At 73.8% G+C, this 23132-nt stretch carries 22 protein-coding genes; 9 read left to right on the top strand and 13 right to left on the bottom strand.

Going from position 1 to position 23132, the window contains the following annotated elements; translation table 11 throughout:
* Nucleotides 1–47 precede the first annotated feature (47 nt).
* From ACWEPX_RS27175 to mihF, 6 genes are all read right to left on the bottom strand, one after another.
* The gene (locus ACWEPX_RS27175) at nucleotides 48–1028 is read right to left on the bottom strand and encodes a DUF3068 domain-containing protein (protein ID WP_451900083.1); all 981 of its coding nucleotides are present in this window, start codon (nucleotides 1026–1028) and stop codon (nucleotides 48–50) included.
* A gap of 17 nt (nucleotides 1029–1045) precedes the next feature.
* The gene (locus ACWEPX_RS27170) at nucleotides 1046–2164 is read right to left on the bottom strand and encodes a glycosyltransferase family 4 protein (protein ID WP_451900082.1); all 1119 of its coding nucleotides are present in this window, start codon (nucleotides 2162–2164) and stop codon (nucleotides 1046–1048) included.
* Nucleotides 2161–2892, bottom strand: coding sequence for a dolichyl-phosphate beta-glucosyltransferase (locus tag ACWEPX_RS27165; protein ID WP_451900081.1), 732 nt, complete (start codon nucleotides 2890–2892; stop codon nucleotides 2161–2163). Before ACWEPX_RS27165 ends, ACWEPX_RS27170 begins: the two co-directional genes overlap by 4 nt.
* A gap of 199 nt (nucleotides 2893–3091) precedes the next feature.
* Nucleotides 3092–4264, bottom strand: coding sequence for a PucR family transcriptional regulator (locus tag ACWEPX_RS27160; protein ID WP_451900080.1), 1173 nt, complete (start codon nucleotides 4262–4264; stop codon nucleotides 3092–3094).
* A 57-nt stretch (nucleotides 4265–4321) separates the two neighbouring features.
* Complete coding sequence (locus tag ACWEPX_RS27155; RefSeq protein WP_451900079.1) at nucleotides 4322–5257, bottom strand: isochorismate synthase; 936 nt, start codon at nucleotides 5255–5257, stop codon at nucleotides 4322–4324.
* A gap of 1420 nt (nucleotides 5258–6677) precedes the next feature.
* Nucleotides 6678–6989, bottom strand: a complete 312-nt coding sequence (gene mihF, locus ACWEPX_RS27150) for an integration host factor, actinobacterial type (protein WP_451900078.1) — start codon at nucleotides 6987–6989, stop codon at nucleotides 6678–6680.
* A 334-nt stretch (nucleotides 6990–7323) separates the two neighbouring features.
* Here mihF and ACWEPX_RS27145 point away from each other — a divergent pair, with 334 nt between their 5' ends.
* The 3 genes from ACWEPX_RS27145 (at nucleotide 7324) to ACWEPX_RS27135 (ending at nucleotide 10660) form a co-directional block, all read left to right on the top strand.
* Complete coding sequence (locus tag ACWEPX_RS27145) at nucleotides 7324–8961, top strand: long-chain fatty acid--CoA ligase (protein WP_451900077.1); 1638 nt, start codon at nucleotides 7324–7326, stop codon at nucleotides 8959–8961.
* 90 nt (nucleotides 8962–9051) lie between these two features.
* Entirely contained in the window at nucleotides 9052–9627 is a 576-nt protein-coding gene (locus tag ACWEPX_RS27140; protein WP_451900076.1) for a PadR family transcriptional regulator, read from the top strand.
* A 1-nt stretch (nucleotide 9628) separates the two neighbouring features.
* On the top strand, nucleotides 9629–10660 hold the full coding sequence (locus ACWEPX_RS27135; RefSeq protein WP_451900075.1) for a gamma-glutamylcyclotransferase: 1032 nt from the start codon (nucleotides 9629–9631) through the stop codon (nucleotides 10658–10660).
* Between the two features lie 8 nt (nucleotides 10661–10668).
* Here the strand turns inward: ACWEPX_RS27135 and ACWEPX_RS27130 are convergent, their stop codons facing one another.
* Nucleotides 10669–11019, bottom strand: a complete 351-nt coding sequence (locus tag ACWEPX_RS27130; RefSeq protein WP_451900074.1) for a PRC-barrel domain-containing protein — start codon at nucleotides 11017–11019, stop codon at nucleotides 10669–10671.
* A 101-nt stretch (nucleotides 11020–11120) separates the two neighbouring features.
* On the opposite strand from ACWEPX_RS27130, the gene ACWEPX_RS27125 reads away from it, so the two are divergent.
* The gene (locus ACWEPX_RS27125) at nucleotides 11121–11693 is read left to right on the top strand and encodes a carboxymuconolactone decarboxylase family protein (protein WP_451900073.1); all 573 of its coding nucleotides are present in this window, start codon (nucleotides 11121–11123) and stop codon (nucleotides 11691–11693) included.
* A complete protein-coding gene (locus tag ACWEPX_RS27120) occupies nucleotides 11690–12073 on the top strand; it encodes a hypothetical protein (RefSeq protein ID WP_451900072.1) in 384 nt (127 codons plus the stop codon). The genes ACWEPX_RS27125 and ACWEPX_RS27120 overlap by 4 nt, the downstream gene beginning before the upstream one ends.
* On the opposite strand, the gene ACWEPX_RS27115 is transcribed toward ACWEPX_RS27120, so the two are convergent.
* On the bottom strand, nucleotides 12000–13643 hold the full coding sequence (locus ACWEPX_RS27115) for an FAD-binding oxidoreductase (protein WP_451900071.1): 1644 nt from the start codon (nucleotides 13641–13643) through the stop codon (nucleotides 12000–12002). The genes ACWEPX_RS27120 and ACWEPX_RS27115 overlap by 74 nt on opposite strands.
* Nucleotides 13644–13660: 17 nt before the next feature.
* On the opposite strand from ACWEPX_RS27115, the gene ACWEPX_RS27110 reads away from it, so the two are divergent.
* Complete coding sequence (locus tag ACWEPX_RS27110) at nucleotides 13661–14278, top strand: TetR/AcrR family transcriptional regulator (RefSeq protein WP_451900070.1); 618 nt, start codon at nucleotides 13661–13663, stop codon at nucleotides 14276–14278.
* Nucleotides 14279–14327: 49 nt separating this feature from the next.
* Nucleotides 14328–15863, top strand: a complete 1536-nt coding sequence (locus ACWEPX_RS27105) for a glycerol-3-phosphate dehydrogenase/oxidase (RefSeq protein WP_451900069.1) — start codon at nucleotides 14328–14330, stop codon at nucleotides 15861–15863.
* A gap of 51 nt (nucleotides 15864–15914) precedes the next feature.
* Here ACWEPX_RS27105 and ACWEPX_RS27100 read toward each other — a convergent pair whose 3' ends face one another.
* From ACWEPX_RS27100 to ACWEPX_RS27090, 3 genes are read right to left on the bottom strand one after another with little or no spacing between them, the layout of a single operon-like run.
* On the bottom strand, nucleotides 15915–17348 hold the full coding sequence (locus tag ACWEPX_RS27100; protein ID WP_451900068.1) for a WXG100-like domain-containing protein: 1434 nt from the start codon (nucleotides 17346–17348) through the stop codon (nucleotides 15915–15917).
* Entirely contained in the window at nucleotides 17348–17650 is a 303-nt protein-coding gene (locus ACWEPX_RS27095) for a type VII secretion target (RefSeq protein WP_451900067.1), read from the bottom strand. The genes ACWEPX_RS27100 and ACWEPX_RS27095 overlap by 1 nt, the downstream gene beginning before the upstream one ends.
* Before the next feature lie 18 nt (nucleotides 17651–17668).
* Nucleotides 17669–18106, bottom strand: a complete 438-nt coding sequence (locus ACWEPX_RS27090) for a YbaB/EbfC family nucleoid-associated protein (RefSeq protein WP_451900066.1) — start codon at nucleotides 18104–18106, stop codon at nucleotides 17669–17671.
* 169 nt (nucleotides 18107–18275) lie between these two features.
* Here ACWEPX_RS27090 and ACWEPX_RS27085 point away from each other — a divergent pair, with 169 nt between their 5' ends.
* Nucleotides 18276–19463: an ABC transporter permease gene (locus ACWEPX_RS27085; RefSeq protein ID WP_451900065.1), complete on the top strand. Its 1188-nt coding sequence runs from the start codon at nucleotides 18276–18278 to the stop codon at nucleotides 19461–19463.
* Nucleotides 19464–19538: 75 nt separating this feature from the next.
* Here the strand turns inward: ACWEPX_RS27085 and ACWEPX_RS27080 are convergent, their stop codons facing one another.
* Both ACWEPX_RS27080 and ACWEPX_RS27075 read right to left on the bottom strand, forming a co-directional pair.
* A complete protein-coding gene (locus ACWEPX_RS27080) occupies nucleotides 19539–20855 on the bottom strand; it encodes a citrate synthase (protein ID WP_451900064.1) in 1317 nt (438 codons plus the stop codon).
* Nucleotides 20856–21048: 193 nt separating this feature from the next.
* A complete protein-coding gene (locus tag ACWEPX_RS27075; RefSeq protein ID WP_451900063.1) occupies nucleotides 21049–21657 on the bottom strand; it encodes a TetR/AcrR family transcriptional regulator in 609 nt (202 codons plus the stop codon).
* 72 nt (nucleotides 21658–21729) lie between these two features.
* On the opposite strand from ACWEPX_RS27075, the gene ACWEPX_RS27070 reads away from it, so the two are divergent.
* Nucleotides 21730–22875 carry an acyl-CoA dehydrogenase family protein gene (locus ACWEPX_RS27070; RefSeq protein ID WP_451900062.1) on the top strand — a complete coding sequence of 382 codons (1146 nt, stop codon included), beginning with the start codon at nucleotides 21730–21732 and terminating at the stop codon, nucleotides 22873–22875.
* Nucleotides 22876–23132: the final 257 nt, after the last annotated feature.

Here is a 23132-nt window from a genome sequence, read left to right as displayed (position 1 = left end):
AGCACCGGAGGGGGGACGTCGACGACGTCCCCCCTTCGGCGTTCCGGTCACCTGCGGGCGCGTCCGGTCGCCAGCAGGACCAGTCCCGCGATCACCGCGACGCCGCCTGCGATCCACAGGATCACCGGCAGGGTGGTGATCACCCACAGCGAGGAGTGGTTCGCCTCGGTCTCGGCCACGTTCGCCGCGACGGTCTCGTCGGTCAGCTCCAGCGTCCCGTTGAACACGTAGACGCCCTCGCCCGGCCCCTGGGCGGGCGTGCGCAGCTCCTGCTTGATGTCCTGCCTGCCGTCGATCACCTTGCCGGTCAGCGGATCGACCCACAGGGTGCGGGTGACCTCGTAGAACAGTTCGGTTTGGACGGTCTGCTCATCGACGCCGAGCAGGTAGCCCGGAACGTCCCGCTGGGCGATCGCGGTCGGCGGGATCTCCTGGGAGAACTGGTAGACCGCCAGCCCCGACACCTCGGCCTCGCCGACGAACCGGATCGGCGGCGCGGTCTTGATCCGCGTGTCGTACCACCGGTAGTCGCGCGGCTCGGTGCCGAAGGGGAACTTGAAGCTCAGCCCCGGCTGCTGGACCTCGCCGCGCGTGCCCGCGGTCCGCACGCCCGGGGCGTCCTCGTAGTACTGCCCCTCGCACGGCGCCACCGCCTCGCCGGTGCCGCGGTCGAGGCACAGCGACCGCACGCCGCCGGAGACCACGAGCCCGGAGGCGTCGTCCACCACGATGGCCGACTCCACCCACGCGGTCACGTCACCGTCGACCTGGACCTCCGGGGCGCGCAGGTCGCCGGTCACCCGCGTGGTCGAGGTGAGGGCCAGGTCGCGGCGGATCTCCGGGCTGCCCACCCCGCCGTTGTCCACGTACACCAGCGCGGTGATCCCGCTGCCCCGGGCGACCGAGACGGTGTTGATGTCGTGCGGCGCCTTCGCCAGCCGCGGATAGGCGTAGAACTGCAGGAGCAGGCCTGCCGCGACGGCGAACACCCCCAGCCCCAGCAGCACGAGGCCAACGATTCGACGCACCCTGTCCTCCTCAACGTTCACAACGACGTCACCCCGACCCGACCGCCCACCAGCTCCGCCACCACGGCGGTGAACTCCGCCCCGCTGCCCGCCCAGTCGAAGCGGCCCGCCCAGGCCCGGCAGCGGGCGGCGAACACCGCGGCGACCGCCGGGTCGGCCAGGTCCAGCAGCGCCCGGTGCAGCGCGTCGGCGACGCGCCCGTCGGGCACCAGCCACCCGGTCTCCCCCGGGCGCACCGAATCCCGCAGCCCGTCGACGTCGCGGCACAGCGTCGGGACGCCGTGCGCGGCCGCCTCCAGCACCGACAGGCCCCAGCCCTCGCCGTCGGAGAGCGCCACGTGCAGCCAGGCCCGGCCCAGCAGCTCGGACTTGCGCCGCGGCGGGACGAACCCGTGGACGACCACCGCGCCGCCCAGGCCCGCGGCGCGCTCGCGCAGCGCGTGCTCCATCGGCCCGCCGCCCACGACGTGCAGCCGCAGGTCCGGCCAGCGCTCACGCAGCTCGGCGACCACCTCGATCAGCCGGTCGACGCGCTTGTGCGCGACGAGCCTGCCCAGGCACACCAGCGTCGGCCGCGCGTCGCGGCGGGGCGGCACCGCGACGGGCTCGACACCGTTGTGCACCACGCGGATCGGGCCGGTCCAGCCGAGCCGGGAGCGCATGGCCGCCACCGTCGAGCGCGACACCGCGACCGTCGTCGCCCGGCGGTACACCCGGCGCGCCGCGGGGCCTTCCAGCCACCGGCCGACCGCGGCCAGCCAGGCCGGGAAGTGCACGCCGAACTGCGCGTCGTGCACGTGGTGGACCACCTGGACGACGGCGGTGCCCCGGCCGACGACGAGCGGGCTGAAGAAGGGGATGCCGTTCTGGCAGTCCACGACCGCGTCCAGCCGCCCGCGCTCGCGCCACAGCCACAGCAGCGCCCACGGGTAGACCGTCCACCGGCCGCCGCGCCGCACCACACCGTCGCCGCGCGCTGCCTGGCCGGCGTCGCGCGCGGTCACGAACACCACCTCGGCGCCCGCCGCGGCCAGGGCGTCGGCCATCCGGTGGGCGTACTCCTCGGCCCCGCCCGCCAGCCGGTGCCCGCGGTCGCGCCAGTTGACCACGGCCACGCGCCTGCCCGCCAGGATCACGCGGCCTCCACCAGCACCCGGGCCTGCGGCTCGGCGGCGAGCACCGCGCGGATGCGGCCGAGGGCGGCGAAGCTGGCGTACCCGTCGCGCAGCGGGTGGAAGGTCGAGCCGGGCACGTCGGTCCAGCGGACCGGGACCTCCTCGATCACCGCGCCCATGCGCTGGGCGCGGGCCAGGACCTCCACGTCGAAGGCGAAGCCGGTCGTGCGCAGCGGCGCGAAGACGGCCTCGGCGACGGCCCGGCCGAAGAACTTGAACCCGCACTGGGTGTCGCCGATGCCCGGCACCACCGAGGCGACGGCGCGGCGGAAGACCCACGCGCCCGCCTGCCGCAGCGCGCTGTGCCGGGCCCGCACGTCCGAGTCCGGGTGCGCCCGCGAGCCCACCACGACGTCGACGCCCGCCAGCAGCCGGGCCACGACCGGGCCGATGGCGTCGACGCTGGCGGCGAGGTCGGCGTCGCAGAACCCGACGTAGGGCGCGGTCGAGGCGAGCACTCCCGCCCGCACTGCGGCGCCCTTGCCGGGGTCCGGGCAGTGCACCAGCCGCACCGGCACCGGCCCGCGGTGGGCGCGCACGACGTCGGCGCTGCGGTCGGTGCTGCCGTTGTCCACCACCACGATCTCCGCGGCGTGGGCGCGCAGGGCCATGCCGAGGCCCACCAGGCTGGCGGGCAGCCGCCGCTCCTCGTTGCGCGCGGGCACCACCACCGACAGAAGCGTCCTCATCGGACGTCCATAGTGGCCTGCATTCGACCTCCAGGGCGGCGGGTTACCCAACGGTAGGGCCTGGGCCGCCCCGGTGGCGGACCAGTTCCCGGCGACCGCGCGCCGACCGGCCCGCGCGCCCCCGTTCAGCCGCTGCGCCGTGGGCCGAACGGGGTATCGGGACAACCAACTCTGTCCGCGCGCACAAATCCCGGCGCGGCTACCCGTCGAGGCGGTGCGCCTCGATCGCCAGGTACAGCTCCGCCGACCCGCGCGGGTCGGCCAGGTCGCGCCTGGTCAGCTCCTGCACGCGCCGGATCCGGTACCGCACGGTGTTGGGGTGGACGAAGAGGCGCTCGGCGGCGTCCTTGGCCGAGCCGTGCTCGGCGAACCACACCCGCAGCGTCTTGAGCAGCACGTCGCGCTCGGCGGCGGGGAGGGCGAGCAGGTCGGCCAGCACGTCGCGGGCCAGCTCCCTGGCCAGCTGCGGCGCCCCCGCGACCAGGGTCGTGAGTGGACGGTCGCCGAAGGCGACCACGCCGCGCTCGCCGGGGGCCAGGCAGCCGCGGGCGATGCGGGCCCGGCGCAGGGCGGCGGGCAGCAGGCCGAGCCCGGCGACCGGCGGGCTGATGCCGACCGCGCCCGGGGCCCGGTCCAGGCTCTGCCGCAGCCCGCGCAGGTCGACCGCCCGGGCCACGACCACCACGCCGACCTCGGCCTCGGCCCCGCGCCGCCAGGCCGCGCGCCAGCGGCCGGGGTCGAGCGCGGCGGCCGGGCCGGGCTCGTCGGCGTAGACCACCACGAAGGGGCCGTTCACCGGCAGGCCGAGGCCGCGCGCGGCGTCGTCCAGCTCGGCCGGGCGGGTGAACCGGCCCTCCAGCAGGCCGTCGAGCAGTGCGGCGCGGGCCTTCTCGTCGTGCCCGGCGCTCTCGGCGGCCACCTCGGCGTAGGCCGCGGCGATGGCCTCGGAGTAGGCGTCGATGATCCGCCAGACGGTGTTGCTGACCGGCAGCAGCTGCTCCGGGGTGATCGTCCCCGGCGGGATGGCCCGCTCGACGATCGCCTCGTAGGAGAAGGTCCCGGCGATCCGGAAGGCGCGCAGCACGGCGGGCAGCGGGATACCCAGCCGGGCCTGGGCGCGCGCGGTCTTGCGGGCGCAGCCGAGGTCGACGTCGCGGCATTCGAGGAAGGCGGCGAAGGCGTTGCGGAGGTTGACCTCGCAGACCTTGCGCAGTTCGGCGGGGGCGGCCTCGTCCACCCGCCGGTAGAACTCCTCTTTATCGCGCAGGAGCGCGGCGAGTTCGTCTGCCAGCGCCTGCAGCCGTCCGAGCTGCGCTTTCGCCACCTCGGCGAGCTCGGGAGGCAGCGGCGACATGATCGTCGGAGCGCCCATCGCAGCACTGTAACGCGGAATTCACGATTTCCGTACCGGCCGGTAGCGGAATTGTTGTCACACCGGATCGATTCCGAACGCGCCCAGCAGCGTGCCGAATTTCGCCGACGTCTCGGCCAGCTCGGCCGCCGGGTCGGAGGCGGGCATGATCCCCGCGCCCGCGAACAGCCGCATCCGCGCGCCCGCGACCTCGGCGCACCGGATCGCCACGACCCACTCGCCGTCGCCGTCAGCGTCGCACCAGCCCACGACCCCGCTGTAGAAGCCCCGGTCGAACGGCTCCAGCGCGTCGATGGTGTCCAGCGCGGTGGCGGTGGGGGTGCCGCAGATGGCGGGGGTCGGGTGCAGCGCCGCGGCCAGCCGCAGCGCCGAGACGTCCGGGTCGGCCAGCACCCCGGTGACGCGGGTGGACAGGTGCCACACCGTGGGCGTCTCCACCAGGTCAGGCCCCTCGACGGCGACGGAGGTGCAGAACGGCCGCATGGTCTCCACCACGGCGTCGACCACGACCCGGTGCTCGTCGAGGTTCTTCGCGGAGGCCAGCAGCGCCTGCGCGTTGGCCCGGTCGGCCACCGGGTCCGCACCGCGCGGGAGCGTGCCCGCCAGCGGGTTGGCCGTGACCGTGCGGCCGGAGCGGGACAGCAGCAGCTCGGGGGTGGCCCCGACCAGGGTCGTGGTCGGCAGCTCGGCGGCGAAGGTGTAGCCGCGGGGGTTGGCCCGGACCAGCCCCGGCAGCAGCGCGGGCAGGTCGACAGGCGCGGCGAAGTCCAACTCCATCGTCCGGGCGAGCACCACTTTCCGCAGCTCATCCCCCTCACGCAGGGCACGCACCGCCGCCGCGACGGCCGCTTCGTACTCCCGCTCAGCAGGCACCGCCCGCCGCGCCACCGGCACGCCCGCGCGCTTGGCCCCAGGCGGCGCCTGCGCGGGCCCCGCCTTGGTTGCGCTCTCGGGGATGACCACGTGGGAGGCGACCCCCGGCAGAAACGGCAACGCCCCGACCGCCACCGGCGCCCCCGTGTCAACAAGCAGCTTCCGCACCTGCCCAGCCAGTTCCTCAGCATCCGTCTCCGCGACAACGGCCTGGCAACCGGTCGCGTGCACGGTGGTGGTGGGCCCCGCCAGCAAAAAGTCCCCCACCCCATACCGCCCCACAAGCTCCCGACTCACGAGCACCCCCCCGACGCCGACAACCCGCCCCCGACCAAGCCATCCCAAAGCGGCCCACCCACAACCGAGCCACCCCAAACCAGCCCGCCCCCGACCAAGCCATCCCAAAGCGGCCCGCCCACGACCAAGCCATCCCCAACCGGCCCGCCCACGACCGAGCCACCCCCAACCCGCCCCCCACCGAACAAGCCCCAACCCCCATCAACCCCAACCGCCCCACCCCGGCCTCGACCGCCCCCCAACGAACCAACCCGAACTTGGTCGCCTACGAACGAGCCACCGCAGCCACGGTCACCTCCGAACGAGCCGCCCCAGACCCAGTCACCTCCGAACGAGCCACCCCGGGCTCGGCCGCCTCCAGACGAGCCACCCCATGCCCGATCAACCCCCAACGCGCCAACCCGACCCCGGCCACCTCCCGTTGAGCCAACCCGCACCCGCCCGAGCCCAGACGAACCACCCCAACCCCGATCAACCCCGGACAAGCCGACCCGAACCCGGTCGCCTCCGAACGAGCCAACCCAACCCCGATCAACCCGGACCGCGCCAACCCGAGCCCGGTCAGCCCCGGACGAGCCGCCCCAGGATCGGTCGCCCCTCGGTGATGAGCCAACCCGGTGGCCACCACATGAACCACCCCAGACCCGCCCGACCCCGGCCGTGCCGCCCCAAACACGGTCAACCCCAGACGTGCCGACCTGAACCCGGTCGCCCCCAGACGAGCCGACCCAAACCCGACTGCCCCTGGGCGAGCCAACCCGAACGCCCTCGCCCCCGAACGCGCCACCCCGGACCCGCCCACCTCCGAAAGAGCCCACCCGAACCCGGCCGCCCCCGGACGAGCCGCCCCAGATCCCATCGCCCCCGAATGAGCCGCCCCAGACCCGATCGACCGCCAACGAGCCTGCCCTAACCCGCTCGCCCCCGGACAGACCGATCCAGCCCGAATCGACCCCATCCGGGCTGGTCCGAGCCGTCGAGTTATCCACAGGCTGGCCGCCGACCCCTATTGACAAGATCGCCAAGTCGGTAGCCTGGAACGAAAGGGCGGACTGCCCCCGGTTGGGGCGGGGTGTGTCCCTGGGGGTGGTTTCCCCGCTCGCGGGGTCCGCTTTGTTCACGTCCTCATCATGCCTACGGGTGAGGTGGGGGACGGAACGGGCGGGGGTGGCGTTGGCCACGGAAAGGGGCAGGTGGGCACCCGGGAGGGGTGCCCACCTGCGAAGAGGACCTTCGTCCTGATCTAGCCGAGCGCCTCGATGAGGGCGGCGCGCTGGCGGTCGCCGAGGCCTGCGGCGCGGCGGTCGGGGTCGATGCCCGCCTGCTCCAGGAGGGCGGCGACCTTGACCTGGCCCAGGCCGGGGACGGCCTTGAGCAGGGCGGCGACCTTGGTCTTGCCGATGGTCTTGTCGTCCTTCGCCTTGCCGAGCACGTCGGCGATGGTCTTGTCCCCCGCCTTGATCGACGCGAGCAGTTCCGAGCGCGCCTTGCGGGCCTCGGCTGCCTTGGCGAGCGCCTCGGCGCGCTGCTCGGGGGTCAACGTGGGCAGAGCCAACGTAGTTGTCCTTTCATTCCCTCCCCGCCGTTTGCGGCGGCGGGGTCACATCTGGTGTGCGGCACCGCGACTACCGACGGTCACCGCGGGAGGCTGTCGTCCCACCCGTGGTCAGCGGCGCCACCCGGCCTGCCCGGGTGCCTTTGGCCAGTAAACGACACCTCGGGTCGCAACATACCCCCGACACGCGGAAATCTCCTGTGGAGCGTCCGTCAGCGCCTGGCGACGGAGCGTGACAGCATGATCAACTACCCGGCGGACGGTGTTGCGCGCCACACCGGCGCACTACAGTCACCCCCTACTCGCCAGTACGCGCCAGGGAGCTTGAGCGACGATGTTGAGCACCATGCAGGACGGCAACCTGTCCATCGGAACGCTGCTGCGGCACGGTTCCACGATCCACGCGGCCAGCACGGTCAGCACCTGGACCGGCTCGGGGGCGCGCACCGCGACCTTCGCCGAGATCGGCGCGGACGCCGCGCGCCTGGCCAATGCGCTGCGGGGCCTCGGGGTGACCGGCGACCAGCGGGTGGCCACGTTCATGTGGAACAACGCCGAGCACCAGACCGCCTACCTGGCCGTGCCCGCGATGGGCGCGGTCCTGCACACCCTGAACCTGAGACTCTTCCCGGACCAGCTGACCTACATCGCCAACCACGCCGAGGACAAGGTCGTCATCGTCGACGCGACGGTCGCGCCGCTGCTGGCCAAGGTCCTGCCGACCTTCCGCACCGTCGAGCACGTCATCGTCGCCAACGGCGACGCGGGCGCCCTGCAGGCCCCCGACGGCGTGCAGGTGCACTCGTGGGCGGAGCTGCTGGCCGCCCAGCCCGCCGAGTTCGACTGGCCCGACGTGGACGAGCGCTCGGCGGCGGCCATGTGCTACACCTCCGGCACCACCGGCAACCCCAAGGGCGTCGTCTACTCGCACCGGTCGATCTGGCTGCACTCGATGCAGGTCTGCATGAGCGACGGCCTGGGCCTGTCCCCCGCGGACACCTCGCTGGTCATCGTCCCGCAGTTCCACGCCATGTCCTGGGGCATGCCGTACGCGGCGTTCATGTGCGGGGCGTCGCTGATCATGCCCGACCGGTTCCTGCAGCCGGAGCCGCTGCTGGCGATGGTCGAGGCGCTCAAGCCGACGCACTCGGCCGCGGTGCCGACCATCTGGCAGGGCGTGCTGGCCGCGCTGGAGCAGGCCCCGCGCGACATCTCCAGCCTGCGCGAGGTCGTGGTGGGCGGCGCGGCGTGCCCGCCGTCGATGATGCACACCTTCGCCGAGAAGCACGGCGTGCAGATCACCCACGCCTGGGGCATGACCGAGACCTCCCCGCTCGGCTCGGTGGCCCGCCCGCCCGCCGGGCTGCCCGAGGAGGAGACCTGGCGCTACCGCTACACCCAGGGCCGCCTGCCCGCGGGCGTGCGCGCCCGGCTGATCGGCGACGACGGCGCCGAGCTGCCCTGGGACGGGACCAGCGTCGGCGAGCTGGAGGTGCGCGGGCCGTGGATCACCGGCTCGTACTACCGCCTCGACGAGGACGGCGAGGGCGCCGAGAAGTTCCGCGACGGCTGGCTGCGCACCGGCGACGTCGGCACGCTCACCCCGGACGGCTACCTCACCCTCACCGACCGCTCCAAGGACATCATCAAGTCCGGTGGCGAGTGGATCTCCTCGGTCGAGCTGGAGAACCACGTCATGGCCCACCCCGCGGTGGCCGAGGCCGCGGTCATCGGCGTGCCGGACGCCAAGTGGGACGAGCGCCCGCTGGTGACCGTCGTGCTCCGCGACGGCGCCACCGCCACCCCCGCCGAGCTGCGCGAGTTCCTGGCCGGGAAGGTCGCCAAGTGGCAGCTCCCGGAGAACTGGGCGTTCATCGGCGAGGTGCCCAAGACCAGCGTCGGCAAGTTCGACAAGAAGGTCCTGCGGGCCCAGCACGCCGAGGGCAGACTGGACGTCACGCGCCTGGACTGACCGCGGGCCCCGGTGCGGCCCGCGGTCCCGGGCCGCACCGGAGGCGGTCCCCGCCCGGCGGCGGGGTGGGTAGGGTCTGCGCTGTCCTGGTTGAGCGAGGAGGTGACCAGGCTGCCGACCGAATCGGGCAAACGGGCCCGCAAGCTGAACGCCACGTCCTATGTGGTGCTAGGGATGCTGTCCTACGCGCCCGCGACGAGCTACGAGCTCAAGCAGCGGGTGGGGCTCACGATCGGCAACTTCTGGGCGTTCGCCCACTCCCAGCTCTACGACGAGCCCGCCCGGCTGGCCGAGGACGGCCTGGTCACCGCGGCCGTGGAGGAGGGCGGGCGGCGCAAGCGCACCTACTCGATCACCCCGGCCGGGCGCGCCGCGCTGGCCGAGTGGCTGGCCACCGGCAGCCGCGAGCAGACCGAGGTGCGCGACATCGGCCTGCTCAAGCTGTTCTTCTCCACCCTCGGCACCCCCGAGGACCTGCGCAGGCTCGCCCGCGACCGCTACGAGTCGCACAAGGCGCGGGCCGACGGCTACCTCGCCCAGCACGAGCAGATCGTCGACCGGGCCGACCGCTGGCAGGTCAAGACGCTGGAGCTGGGCATCCGGTTCGAACGCACGGTCGAGGGCTTCTGGGCGGACTTCCTCGCCGAGCTGGACGCCGAAGCCTGACGTGTTCACCGACGCCGACTACCCCGCCGTGCCGTACCCCGGGGCCCGCCCGCCGGTGTCCTTCGCCCACCTCGACGGCCGCGGCTTCCCGCTGGCCCCCGACCCGGCCGCGGGCAGCGGCTGGCGGGTCGGCCCCGACGACCTCGACGCCTGGCTGGCGCGGCGGTCCGCCCCGCCGCTGGCCGAGCGGGTCCCGCTGCTGTCCTACGGGTCCAACGCCTGCCCGTCCAAGCTGACCTGGCTGCGCGCCGCGCACGGGCTGGGCGGCCCGGTCGTGGTGCTGCGCGCCCGCACGAGCGGGGTGTCGGCGGTGTGGGCGGCCGGGCTGCGGGTGGTCGACGACCAGCGCCCGGCCGTGCTGGCCGCCGCGCCCGGCGTGGTGGAGGACCACGCGCTGGTCATGGCGGCCGCCGACCAGGTCGCGGCGTTCGACAAGTGCGAGGGCCGCGGCGACCGCTACCACCTGGCCGCCGTCCGCACCGGTGCGGTGTCCACTGAGGACGGCGCGACCTGGGACCGGGTGCTGGCCTACGTGGGGGCGCGGGAGATCCGCCGCCCGCTGCTGGTGCGCGGCTCGCCCGTGCCGTGCTCGGCGGTGCCGCAGGGCGACGCGGTCCACCTCGTGGGCGCGACCGCGGACGACGACGGGCTCGATGCGTCCCCGGTGTCCGGTTCGCCGGATCCGCGCGACTTCCCCGGTTCGCTGTTCGTCTACGGCACGCTGCAGCCCGGCGCGGCGGCGTGGGGCTTGCTGGCCCCGCACGCCGACGGCCCCGCCCGGCCCGCGTCGCTGGCGGGGCGGCTGTACGACACCGGGTCGGGCTACCCCGCGCTGCTGCTCGGCGGCGGCTCGACCGTCCAGGGGTGGCGCGTGCCGCTGCGGTCGGGGGCCGCGCTCGCCGCGCTGGACGACTACGAGGGGCCGGAGTACGCCCGGGTGCGGGTCGCGCTGGCCGACGGCGGGATGGCGTGGACCTACACCTGGCTGCCGCCGGTCACCGCGATGCGCGAGCTGGACGGGCCCTGGCGGTGAGGGCGGGGTCAGCGCGCCCGCTTGCGCGGCATGTCCGAGGGCTTGGGGCCGCGCTGGATCGGCACGGGCGGGTCGGTCTCGGGGAAACCGTAGTAGCGGAACAGCTCCACCGCGTCGGACAGCGGCGCCTGCGGCGCGTCCTTCACCACGTCGAGCCGCACGATCACGCGCAGCCCGTCCGGTTGGCTCTGCGCGCCGCGCAGCGGGACGAAGGTCTCCTTGTGGCCGTGGAGGCCGGTCCGCACGGTGACCCATTCGGGTTCGCGGGTCACCCCATCGACGTACACCGTGCCCACGCGGCCGATGCGTTCGCCTTCCGGGTCGTAGACGTCGTGTCCGATGAGGTCCTGCGGCTTCATGGGACCAAAATCGCGCCACCGCGCGGCTCGGGCAACCTCGATCACCTGAACGTGGGTCGGTTCCCCCGCTCGGGAAGGCCCATGACGCGAAGGATGACGCCATGTCGCTCGCCGCGCTGATCGCCGCGCTCCCGGAGTACGCCGCGGACACCAAGCGCAACCTCAGCGCGGTGCTGGGCGGCTCGCCGCTGACCGACGCGCAGGCGTGGGGCGCGGCGGTGGCCTGCGCGGTGGCCGCCCGCGATCCGCAGGTGCTGGCCGAGATCGCGGCCGAAGCCGCCGGGCGCCTGCCGGAGCCGGTGGTGACCGCCGCCAAGGCCGCCGCATCGATCATGGCGATGACCAATGTGTACTACCGCGCCAAGCACCTCATGGACGACGACTACGCCGCGCTGCCCGCCCGGCTGAGCATGCGGGTCACCGCCCGGCCCGGCGTGGACAAGCTCGACTTCGAGCTGTGGGCGCTGGCCGCGTCGGCGATCGGCGGGTGCGAGGCGTGCCTGCGGACTCACGGGCGGCGGCTGCGGGCGGCCGGGTTGGCCGCCGACGCCGTGCACGAGGCGCTGCGGATCGCGGGCGTCGTGCACGCTGCCGCGGTGACCCTGGGCGCGGAGCGCGCGATCAGCCGATCGGATGACAAAGACCGGGTGAATGGTCCACTCTCTGGGGCATGACCGTCGACCCGCTGGACCAGATCACGCTCACCCCCCGCCGGTTCGCCGGGGTGCTGGCGCTGCTGGCCCTGCTGCTCGGCCTGGCGCTGGCCCTGGTCCCGGTCCGGGTCGCCGGTCCCGACCCCGCCGCGGCGCGGTCGGTGACCTGCGGCAACGCCGTCGGCGGGGTGGAGACGGCCTGGATCGTCGATGACCTCGGCCACGACATCCGCTCGCTGACGGTGGACTACATCGGCATCTGCGAGCAGGCCGTCGGCTCGCGCGGGACCAAGGCGTCGCTGCTGTTCGCGGGCGGGCTGCTGGGGATCATCGCCCTGGGGGTGGTGCGGCGACCAGCTTCCCCGGGTTCAGCGCCCCCGTCGGGTCCAGCTCCCGCTTGACCGCGGCCAGCACGCCCACGCCCAGCTCGCCGATCTCCGCGGCCAGGTACGGGGCGTGGTCGACGCCCACGGCGTGGTGGTGGCTGATCGTGCCCAGGCCGGTGATGGCCTCGCACGCGGCCTGCTTGGCCGCGGTCCACTGGCCGACCGGGTCGGCCGAGCGCGGGACGAGGACGGTGAAGTACAGCGACGCGCCGGTCTCGTAGCTGTGCGAGATGTGGCAGGCCACGACCGGCGTGCGCTCGGCGGTCGTGAGGCTGTCCAGCAGGGCCGTGCGCACCGCCGTCCGCAGGGCGTCGAGGCGGGACCAGTGGGTGGCGGTCTCCAGCGTCTCCACACACACGCCCGCGTCCATGAGCGCGTCGCGCTGGCGGGGCCCGGCGAAGCGGCCGTGCCGCCACGCCTCGCCCGCGGCGCGGCCCAGCGGGAGGTGGCCGTCGATCAGGCGGAGGGTGGCGCGGCGGCGGGCGGCCAGGTCGGCGGCGTCGCGGCCCTCCCAGCCCAGCACCAGCAGGCAGGGCTCGGCGATGCCGCGCAGCCGCAGGTACCGGCGCAGCGCGGTGATCTTCCAACCGCCCTTGAGGGTGAAGCCGACCTCGGTCTCCTGCGGGTCGGACAGGCGCACCACCGAGCACCGGCCGCCGTCCTGGGCGATCGCGCGCACGGCCGCCGCGCCCGCGGCCCAGCCGTCGAAGACGAACCCCTCGTAGCGCTCGGCCTTCGGGATCGGCCGCACGCGCACGGCGACCTCGGTGATGACGCCGAAGGCGCCCTCGCTGCCGACGACGAGCTGCTTGAGGTCCGGCCCGGCGGCGGAGGCGGGGGCCACGCCGAGCCGCCACTGCCCGCGCGGGGTCGCCACGCGCACGCCCTCGACCATCGCCTCGAAGCGGCCGTAGCCCGCGCTGGCCTGGCCGGAGGAGCGGGTCGCGGCGAAGCCGCCGATGCTGGCCCGCTCGAAGGACTGCGGGAGGTGGCCGAGGGTGAACCCGTGCGCGGCCAGCAGCCGCTCGGCCGCCGGGGCGACGACCCCGGCCTGCAGCACGGCGATGCGCGAGACCGGGTCGACCGAGACCAGCCGGTCGAGGCGGGCCAGGTCGAGCACGACCACGGCGGCCTTGTCCCCGCGCAGCGCCTTCACCCCGCCGACCACCGACGTGCCGCCGCCGAAGGGCACCACCCCGATCCCTTGCTCCACACAGGACTCCAGCACGCGCTGCACCTCGTCGGGGTCGGCGGGCAGCACCACGGCGTCGGGCACGGCGACCTCGCCTGCGCCGCGGCGGGCGAGCAGGTCCAGGTAGGACAGCCCGCCCGCGCGGGCCGAGCGGGCCTCGGGGTCGACCAGCACGTGCTCATCGCCGACGACCGCGGCCAGCGCGGCGCGGGCTTCGCCGGGCAGTGCGGAGGCGGGCACGTCAGGATGGGTGACTGGAGTGCGCGCCTCGCGCAGGCCGATCCGCGAGCGCAGCCAGCGGGCGGCGTGCGGGGGCAGCTGGGCGTCGGCGGCGCCGTCGGGCGTCCACGTGGCGCGGACGTGCGGGTCGAGGTGGTCCGGCAGGTGGGTCACGCGCTAGAGTGTGACACATGACAGGGAAACGTCACACCCCGCCTGCGACCAGGGTGGACGACCGCGTGCTGCTCGACGCCGCCCGGGACTGCGTCCTGGCCCAGGGCGTGCGCCGCACGACGCTGACCGACGTCGCCCGCCGCGCGCGGGTCAGCCGCATGACCCTGTATCGCCGCTACCCCGACGTCCGTTCCCTGCTGGCCGCCCTGATGACCCGCGAGTTCGGCGCGCTGCTCACCCGCGCCGCCGCGGGCGTGGCCGACGCCGAGACCGCCCGCGACCGCCTGGTCATGGGCGCGGTGGCAGGCGTGCGCGCCATCACCGCCGACCCCCTGATGCGCACGGTCCTCGACCGCGACGGCGCCCTGGTCCTGCCCTACATCGTGGAGCGGCTGGGCAGCACGCAGAAGATCGCGGAGGCCTACCTGGTCAGCCAGCTCACCGCGGGCCACGCCGACGGCTCCATCCGCCGCGCCGACACCGCCGTCCAGGCCCGCACCCTCCTGCTCACCGTCCAGTCCTTCGCCCTGTCGCTCACCCCGGCCACCGCCGACGTCCCCGCCGACGCCCTGCTGGCCGAGCTGACCCACCTCCTCGACGCCGCCCTGCGCCCCGCCCCCGAGGAGCGGGCATGACGAGCGCGCCACCCCATCCGCAGTCTCGACCGACCCCGGAGGAGCCAGCATGAGGAGCTCGGCCCTGAACGCCCGCAGGCGGGCCGCCGACCTGGCCGCCATCGCCGGGGAGACCGTCGACGTGCTGGTCGTCGGCGGCGGGGCGACGGGGACCGGGGTGGCGGTGGACGCCGCGGCGCGGGGGCTGTCGGTGGCCCTGGTCGAGGCGCGCGACCTGGCGTTCGGCACGTCGCGGTGGTCGAGCAAGCTCATCCACGGCGGGCTGCGGTACCTGGCCAAGGGCGATGTCGGGCTGGCCGCGGAGAGCGCCGCCGAGCGGCACGTGCTGCTCACCCGGACCGCGCCGCACCTGACCAGGGCGCTGCCCCAGCTGGTGCCGCTGACCCCGCAGGTCTCCCCGCAGGCCGCCGCGCTGACCTACGCCGGGCTCACCGCGGGCGACGGGCTGCGCAGGCTCGCGGGCACGCCCGCGGCCGTGCTGCCCCGGCCGCGGCGGGTCTCGGCCGCCGAGGCGCTGGCCCTGGCGCCCGGCCTGCGGCGGACCGGCCTGCGCGGCGGCCTGCTCTCCTTCGACGGCCAGGTCGTCGACGACGCCCGCCTGGTCGTCGCCCTCGCCAGGACCGCGGCGGCCAGGGGCGCGCGCATCCTGACCCGGGTCCGCGCGCTCATGCTCGACGGCCAGGGGGCGCAGCTGCTCGACGAGGTGACCGGCCACGAGGTCCGCGTCCGCGCCCGGGCGGTCGTCAACGCGACCGGGGTGTGGGCGGGCGAGCTGGTCGACGAGGTGCGGCTGCGCCCGTCGCGGGGGTCGCACCTGGTGCTCGACGGGCGCGGGCTGGGCATCGGCGGCACGGCGCTGACCATCCCGGTCCCGAACCGCTTCGGCAGCTTCGCGCTGCTGCTGCCCCAGTCCGACGGCCGCGTCTACCTCGGCCTGACCGACATCCCCGTGGACGAGATCACCGACGTGCCCGCCGTCCCGGAGTCCGATGTGGACTTCCTGCTGGGCATCGCCAGCGCCGCGCTGTCCCGCCCGCTGTCCAAATTGGACGTCTTGGGCTCCTTCGCGGGCCTGCGCCCGCTGCTGCACAACCCCGGCGAGCGCACCGCCGACCTCTCCCGCCACCACGCGGTCCTCACCGCGGCCAACGGCGTCATCACGGTCGTGGGCGGCAAGCTGACAACCTACCGCAAGATGGCGGCCGACGCGGTGGACGCGGCCGTCCGCAGGGCAGGCTTGCAGGCAGGCCGGTCCACCACCCGCGACCTCCCCCTGATCGGCGCCGCCCCCCGCGCCCATCTGACCACTTTGGATGCTCCGGACTGGCTGGTCTCCCGGCACGGCACCGACGCCGTGCGCATCCACGCGATGGCCCAGCTCGACCCCGACCTCGCCAAGCCCATCACCCCGACCAGCCAGATCACCGCGGCCGAGGTGGTGTGGGCCGTGCGCACCGAGGGCGCGATGACCGCCGACGACGTGCTGGACCGCCGCACCCGCGTCGGCCTCGTCCCCGCCGAGCGCGCCGAGGCCGAGCCGGTCGTGGCCGAGCTGGTCGCCCGCGCGCTGGACGGGTTGGCGTAGAAACGGCGCGGCCACCCCGGGGGACGGGGTGGCCGCGCCGAGATCACCGGGTCAGCGGACCGGGGCCTCCAGGGCGGCCATCAGCGACCCCCACTGCGCGAGCACGTGCATCACGCCCGCCAGCAGGTTGTCCACCGGCTCCCAGATGTTCGGGTACCCCGGCACCTGGTGCTGCTGGAACTGCGGGTCGGTGAGCTGCATGAGCCCCTTGGGCGGCGTGCCCTCGCCCGCAGCCGGGTGGCCCATGTCCATCGCGTGCGGGTTGCCGCCGGAGAGGCGGTCGACGATCTGGGCGATCTGCCCGGCGTCGATGCGCTCCGGCGGGACGCCGTGGTTGATCAGGATCTCCACGGCCGACCCGATCCACCGCGCCCGGTCGACCCGGGACGCGGGCGCGCCGGGGGTCGGCGGCGGGCCGCTGGGGCCGTAGGGCGACGGGCGGCCGGGCGGCGGCGGCATCGAGCCGCCGGGGCGCTGGCCCCCGCCGGGCACCGGCTGGAACCCGCCGTAGCCGGGCACCGGCGCCGGGGAGCCGTAGGACGGCTGCCCGGCCGGGGTCCCCGGGCGGTACTGGTCGTAGCTGTAGCCGGGCACCGCGCCCTGCGCGTACGTCGGGCCGGACACCGCGCTGGGGTTGGTGTACCTGCGGTTGGCCGCGGCGTCGATGCCGGAGGTGTCGACCGGGGTCGCCTGGTGCGCCGGGGAGCGCCGGGAGGTGTTGGCCCGCCCGCCGATGGTCTCCAGCAGCTGCTTGACCGACTTGGCCAGGTTCACGATCTTCTGGATCGTCTGCAGGATCTTCTGCAGCGACGAGACGAACTTCTGGACCTTGGAGATGATCTTCTGCGCGGTCTGCACCGCCGTCTGCACCGACTGGGCGATGCCGCGGGCGATCGAGGCGCCGAAGCTCAGCCACGACATCGACAGCGCCTCGATGATGATCATGATGACCCGCTGCACGCACTGGTTGATCATCTGCAGGACGGTGTTGCGGACCTCGGCCAGCAGCTGCCCGGCCTGGGTGACCGCCTGGCCGATGGCCCGGCTCACCTGGGCCAGCGCCTCCAGCCCCTCGGCCTGCGTCGAGCTGGCGTTGCGGTAGGCGTCGCCCGCCGAGCCGTGCCAGTTGCAGGTCTCCTCGCGCGCGGCCTGGCGGTAGCGCTGGGCGGTCGCGGCGAGCTGGTCGCCGGTGCGGTTCCAGCCCTGGGCGCTGCCCATGATCGAGTTCGCGTCGCCGAGCAGGGCGTCGAAGGGCTCCCGCAGGAACGAGATGTGCTGGATGATCCAGCCGAACCCGGCGCTGGCCGCCGCGCCCAGCGGGTCGCCCGCGATGTTGATGACGTCCATCGCGACGTTGGTGATCGCCATGCCCGCGTCGAGCCAGTCGCCGCTGTCGATCGCGGCGCGCGCGGCCCGGACGTTGCCTGCGATGGTGCTCGCGGCCTGCTCGCCGCTGCCCTGCGGCGTGAAGCTGACGGTGGTCACTACCTCGTCCTCCCCGTGAAGGTGGCCGCGTTGCCGAGGTCGATGGCCTCGTAGTCGTCGGCGACGGCCTCCAGGCCCTGCCGCACGTCGTCGACGGCGGCGGCGACCCGGCCGATGCCCTCCAGCACGTCCCCGCAGGCCGACAGCAGCGCGGAGGCGAAGAAGCTGCCGATCAGCCCGTAGGCGTTGCCGGAGACCTGCTGCGCCAGGTTCCGCGCCCCGTCCACCTGCGCCGAGCAGTCGGCCACGGTGCGCGAGTGCCCCCGGACCTCGGCGACGTTGACGTTGAATCCACTGCCCATGAGAGCCGCTCCCCTGTCCTAGTTGACGACTTCCGGCGGGTTGTCGAAGTACTCGTCGTCGGTGCGGGTGTCGCGGTGCTTGACCAGGTCCATCGGCTCGTCGGCGCCGTCGCCGCGGAAGCCCTCCGGCAGGTGGGACTTCACGACCTCCAGCGCGGGGCCCTCCCCGACCAGCTCGCGCATCGTGTCGACCACCTTGGCCGCGGCGTCGCGCTGGGCCTGCCGGGTGACCTCCATGATCACCCTGGCCAGCTGCTCGGGCTCGATCTCGCGGGCGCCCGGCCGCAGCACCAGGCCGGTGGTCGCGCCGTTGGCGCTGACCCGCACCGTGATCTCGCCGTCGGGCGAGGTGGCCACCCCGCCCACCTCGCGCAGCGCCTTGTCGGTCTTCTGCGCGCTCTTGGCCACGGCCTGGAGTTTCTCGTCGTACTGCGCCAGCCACTGCTCGGGCTTCATCCCCGGCCCTCCCATGGTCCAACCCGGATCATCGTGTTGGACGGAGCATCTCCCGCCCGGTTCCCCGGCGGGAGTGATTCGACCAACTCGTTTGCAGGCGCACCCGAGCCCCCGGAACGGGTCGGCGGCGGGATAATGGCCCGGGTACGGCGCGGCGAGGGGAGAGCTGGTGGGCCCGGCGAGCACGGTGTGGCTGATCGCCCGCCGCGAGATCGACGCCCGGCTCCGGACCAGGTCGTTCGCGGTGAGCACCGTCGCCGCCGTGGTCGTGCTCGTCGGCTTGGTGCTCATGCAGAGCACGCTGTTCTCCCCCGTCGAGCGCAGCCGGGTCGGCCTGGCGGGCCAGGCCGCCGCGATCGCCACCCCGCTGGTCGCCCAGGCCGGGGCGCGCGGCATCGACGTGGACACCACCACCGTGCCCGACGTGCCCACTGGCGAGGCCCAGGTCGCGGCGGGCGAGCTGGACGTGCTGGTCAGCGGCGCCCCCGCCGCCCTGCGGGTGGTCGTGCGCGAAGCGCTCGACGAGGACCTGCGCAAGGTGCTCAACGGCCTGGTGCAGGACCAGGTCCTGCGCGCCGAACTGGCCGCGGTGGAGGACCTCGACGCCGACCGCGTGCTCTCGACCGTGGCCGACTCGACCATCGACGTGCACACCCTCACCAGCCCCGACCCGCAGCGCGACCAGCGGCTGGCGGTGGCGCTGGTCGCGGTCGCGCTGCTGTACCTGGCGCTGCTGTTCTACGGCGCGATGGTCGCCCAGGGCGTGGTGGAGGAGAAGTCCAGCCGCGTGGTCGAGGTGCTGCTGGCCACCGTGCGGCCGTGGCAGCTCCTGCTGGGCAAGGTCGTCGGGCTCGGCCTGGTCGGCCTGGCCCAGTTCACCGCGATCGCCCTGGTGGGCCTGCTGCTGGCGCTGACGACCGGGGTGCTGGCGATCCCCGGCGCCGCCATCGGCACGCTCGTCTGGGGCGTGGTCTGGTACCTGCTGGGGTTCCTGCTCTACGCCACGGTCTTCGCCGCCGCCGGGTCGCTGGTGTCGCGCCAGGAGGAGACCCAGGCGGTGCTGCTGCCGATCACCCTGGTGCTCGTGCTGGCGTTCGTGCTCGGCTTCGGGATGCTCTCCCGCGCGCCGACCGGGACCGCCACCGCCGTGCTGTCCCTGCTCCCGCCGCTGTCGCCGATCATGATGCCGGGCCGCATCGCCCTGGGCGTCGCCCCGGCGTGGCAGATCGCCGTCGCGGTCGCCGCGGCGCTGGCCGCCGTCGCCGCCCTGTCCTGGCTCGGCGCCCGCGTCTACACCCGCGCCGCCCTGCGCACCGGCCCCCGGGTGGCCCTGGCCGACGCCCTGCGCCGCAGCTAGGTCCACAGTGGACGGCCGCAGGACGCGGAACGGGGCCGCCCCGGCGAATGGGACGGCCCCGGCTGGCGAGCGGCTTCAGCGCTCGGCGAGGGACTTGTAGTCGCGGAGGGTGTGGCCGGTGTAGACCTGCCGCGGGCGGCCGATCTTGGTGGCCGGGTCGTTCATCATCTCCCGCCAGTGGGCGATCCAGCCCGGCAGGCGGCCCAGGGCGAACAGGACGGTGAAGAACTTCGTCGGGAAGCCCATCGCCCGGTAGATCAGCCCGGTGTAGAAGTCCACGTTCGGGTAGAGCTTGCGCTCGATGAAGTAGTCGTCGCTGAGGGCGTGCTCCTCCAGCTGCTTGGCGATGTCCAGCAGGGAGTCGTCGCCGCCGAGCTTGCCGAGGATGTCGTCGGCGGTGCGCTTGATGATGGCGGCGCGCGGGTCGTAGTTCTTGTAGACCCGGTGGCCGAAGCCCATCAGCTTGACGCCGTCCTCCTTGTTCTTCACCCGCGCCACGAACTTCTCGACGTCGCCGCCGGTGTTGCGGATGCCCTCCAGCATCTCCAGCACCGCGCTGTTGGCCCCGCCGTGCAGCGGGCCGAAGAGGGCGTTGATGCCCGCGGAGATGGAGGCGAAGAGGTTGGCCTCGGAGGAGCCGACCAGCCGCACCGTCGAGGTCGAGCAGTTCTGCTCGTGGTCGGCGTGCAGGATGAACAGCAGGTCCAGCGCCTTGACCAGGGCCGGGTCCAGCTCGTAGGTCTCGGCCGGGAAGCCGAAGGTCATCCGCAGGAAGTTCTCCACCAGGCCCAGGGAGTTGTCCGGGTAGAGGAAGGGCTGGCCGACGGACTTCTTGTAGGCGTACGCGGCGATGGTCGGCAGCTTGGCCAGCAGCCGGATGGTGGAGATCTCCACGTGGTTGGAGTCGAACGGCTTCAGGCTGTCCTGGTAGAAGGTCGACAGCGCCGACACCGCCGAGGACAGCACCGGCATGGGGTGCGCGTCGCGCGGGAAGCCGTCGAAGAACCGTTTCAGGTCCTCGTGCAGCAGGGTGTGCCTGCTGATCTTGTGGGTGAAGTCGTCCAGCTCGGTGCGGGTGGGCAGCTCGCCGTAGATCAGCAGGTAGCTGACCTCCAGGAACGTCGAGTGCTCGGCGAGCTGCTCGATCGGGTAGCCCCGGTAGCGGAGGATGCCCTGGTCGCCGTCGATGTAGCAGATCGCGGACGAGCAGCTGGCGGTGTTGACGAACCCGGGATCGAGGGTGACCAGGTCGGTCTTGGCGAGCAGCTTGCCCAGATCGATGCCGGAGGTGCCTTCGGTGGCCGGGACCACCTTCATCTCGTGCTCTCCACCGGGGTAGCGCAGGGTGGCGGTCGGCTCGGTGCCGGTGGGCACAGCGGTCCCGTCGGGCATGCAAGTACCTCTCACACTCGGACAGGGCGGTGTCGCGGACGAGCCGGTGCGGGCCTGGTCCGGTGCGATCCGCGGCAGGGTTCTCGCCGCGGCGCAGCACCGCCCCGTTGGGGTCCTGAGCCCCCTACGCTAGTGCGCCGCGCCCAATCCGGACACCCGTGGACCCGGCCTTCCGGCAGCGTTGGGACACGCATCACAGGGTTGTCGGCGCATCCGGGCGTCCCGGCCGCGCCAAACCGCCCAGCAGCAGGTCAGACAGCGCGGCGAACGCCTCGGCGTCCGAGACTTCCGCGCGCCGCCGCAGCACCCCGGTCTGGATGCCCTCGATGAGCCAGCCCGCCATCTCCCCGACCAGCCGCGCGTGCACGTCCCGGAAGACGCCCTCGGCGACCCCCTCCTGGATGAACTCCCGGATGCGGGCCGCCGCGGCCGTGGCGTTGCGCTCGTAGACGGCCTGGGTGGCGGGGAAGGCGGCGACGTCGGCGACGAACCGGTCGCTGGCCGGCTTCAGCTCGTCGGCCGCGGCGTGCAGGTAGGCCGCGATCCGCCCGCGCGCGTCGCCCGCGGCGGCCACCCGCTTCTCCACCCGCTCGGTCGCGTCCCGGAAGAACCGGCTGACCACCCGCCTGGCCAGCTGCTCCTTGCTCGGGGCCAGCGCGTAGAGCGTGGACTTGGAGCAGCGCAGGCGGGCGGCGAGGTCGTCGAGGGTGAACCCGGCGAAGCCCTCGCGCAGGAACAGCGCCAGCAGCTCGGCCAGCACGGCGGCCTGGCGGGCGGTCGGCGGGCGCCGGGGTCTGGTCACGACCCCAGGGTCTCACGGTACTCTGAGGCGTCCTAGCGTACTGCTCACAGTATCGTCCAATCGGAGGACCGCATGCCCGCCGAGCGCCTTCTCCCCTCCACCGAGGCCGAAGACCTGCTGAAGCTGACCAGGGAGATCGCCCGCGACGAGCTGGCCCCGCTCGCGGCCGAGCACGAGGAGGCCGGGCGCTTCCCCCGCGAGCAGTTCCGCCTGCTGGGCCGCAGCGGCCTGCTCGGCCTGCCCTACCCGGAGCGCTGGGGCGGCGCGGGGCTGCCGTACGAGGTGTACCTGCAGGTCCTCGAGGAGATCGCCAGCGCGTGGATGTCGGTGGGCGTGGGCCTGTCGGTGCACACGATGTCCTGCTACGCCCTGGCCGGGCACGGCACCGACGAGCAGCGCGACCGCTTCCTGCCGGACATGCTCGGCGGCGATCTCCTGGGCGCCTACGCCCTCTCGGAATCCCACGCGGGCTCCGACGCCGCCGCCCTGTCCACCCGCGCGGTGCGGGACGGGGACGCCTACGTAGTCAACGGCACCAAGGCGTGGATCACCCACGGCGGCGAGGCCGACTTCTACACGACGATGGTGCGCACGGCGGACACGGGCGGGAAGGGCATCAGCTGCCTGCTGGTCCCAGCGGACACGCCCGGCCTGACGGCGGCTGCGCCGGAGCGGAAGATGGGCCTGACGGGGTCCACGACGTCGCAGATGGTGTTCGAGGACGCGCGGGTGGGGGTTGACCGGCTGCTGGGGGCGGAGGGGGAGGGCCTGAAGATCGCCCTCACGTCGCTGAACTCGGGACGGCTGGGAATCGCCGCGTGCGCCGTCGGCCTGGCCCAGGCGGCCCTGGACGAGGCCGTGGCGTACGCCAAGGGCCGCCACCAGTTCGGCCGGGCGATCGCGGACTTCCAGGGGGTGGAGTTCATGCTCGCGGACATGGCGGCGGCGGTGGAGTCGGCGCGGGCGACGTACCTGGAGGCGGCGCGGCGGCGGGACCGCGGACTGCCCTTCGTGCGCCAGGCGTCGGTGGCGAAGCTGGTGGCGACGGATGCGGCGATGAAGGTGACCACGGATGCGGTGCAGGTGCTGGGTGGGGCCGGGTACACGCGGGACTTCAACGTGGAGCGGTACATGCGGGAGGCGAAGGTCCCCCAGATCTTCGAAGGCACCAACCAAATCCAGCGAGTCGTCATCGCCCGAGAACTGAAGAACGCCTAACGATCCGCGGCCATCCCCTCACATTCCAACACCCGCTGCACCCCACCTTCCTTGTCTTCCCTTCCTCCTTCCCCTCCTCTCCCTCTCCCCCCACCCCTTGCCCATGAATCCGCCATCCGTCCAGGCCCGCGGCTTGGCGGGTGGGTCCGATGGGGTGAACTCGCATTCGCGGGGACCCCTAAGCGAAGCGCCGCTGGGCGTGAAGAGCGGCGATGCGGGCGAAGCCCGTTCACGCCCCCGCAAGTTTAGCGGCACTT

It is taken from the genome of Actinokineospora sp. NPDC004072, assembly GCF_053604195.1.
The sequence above is the reverse complement of the archived record's forward strand: the minus strand, read 5'-3'. Positions and strand labels throughout refer to the sequence as shown.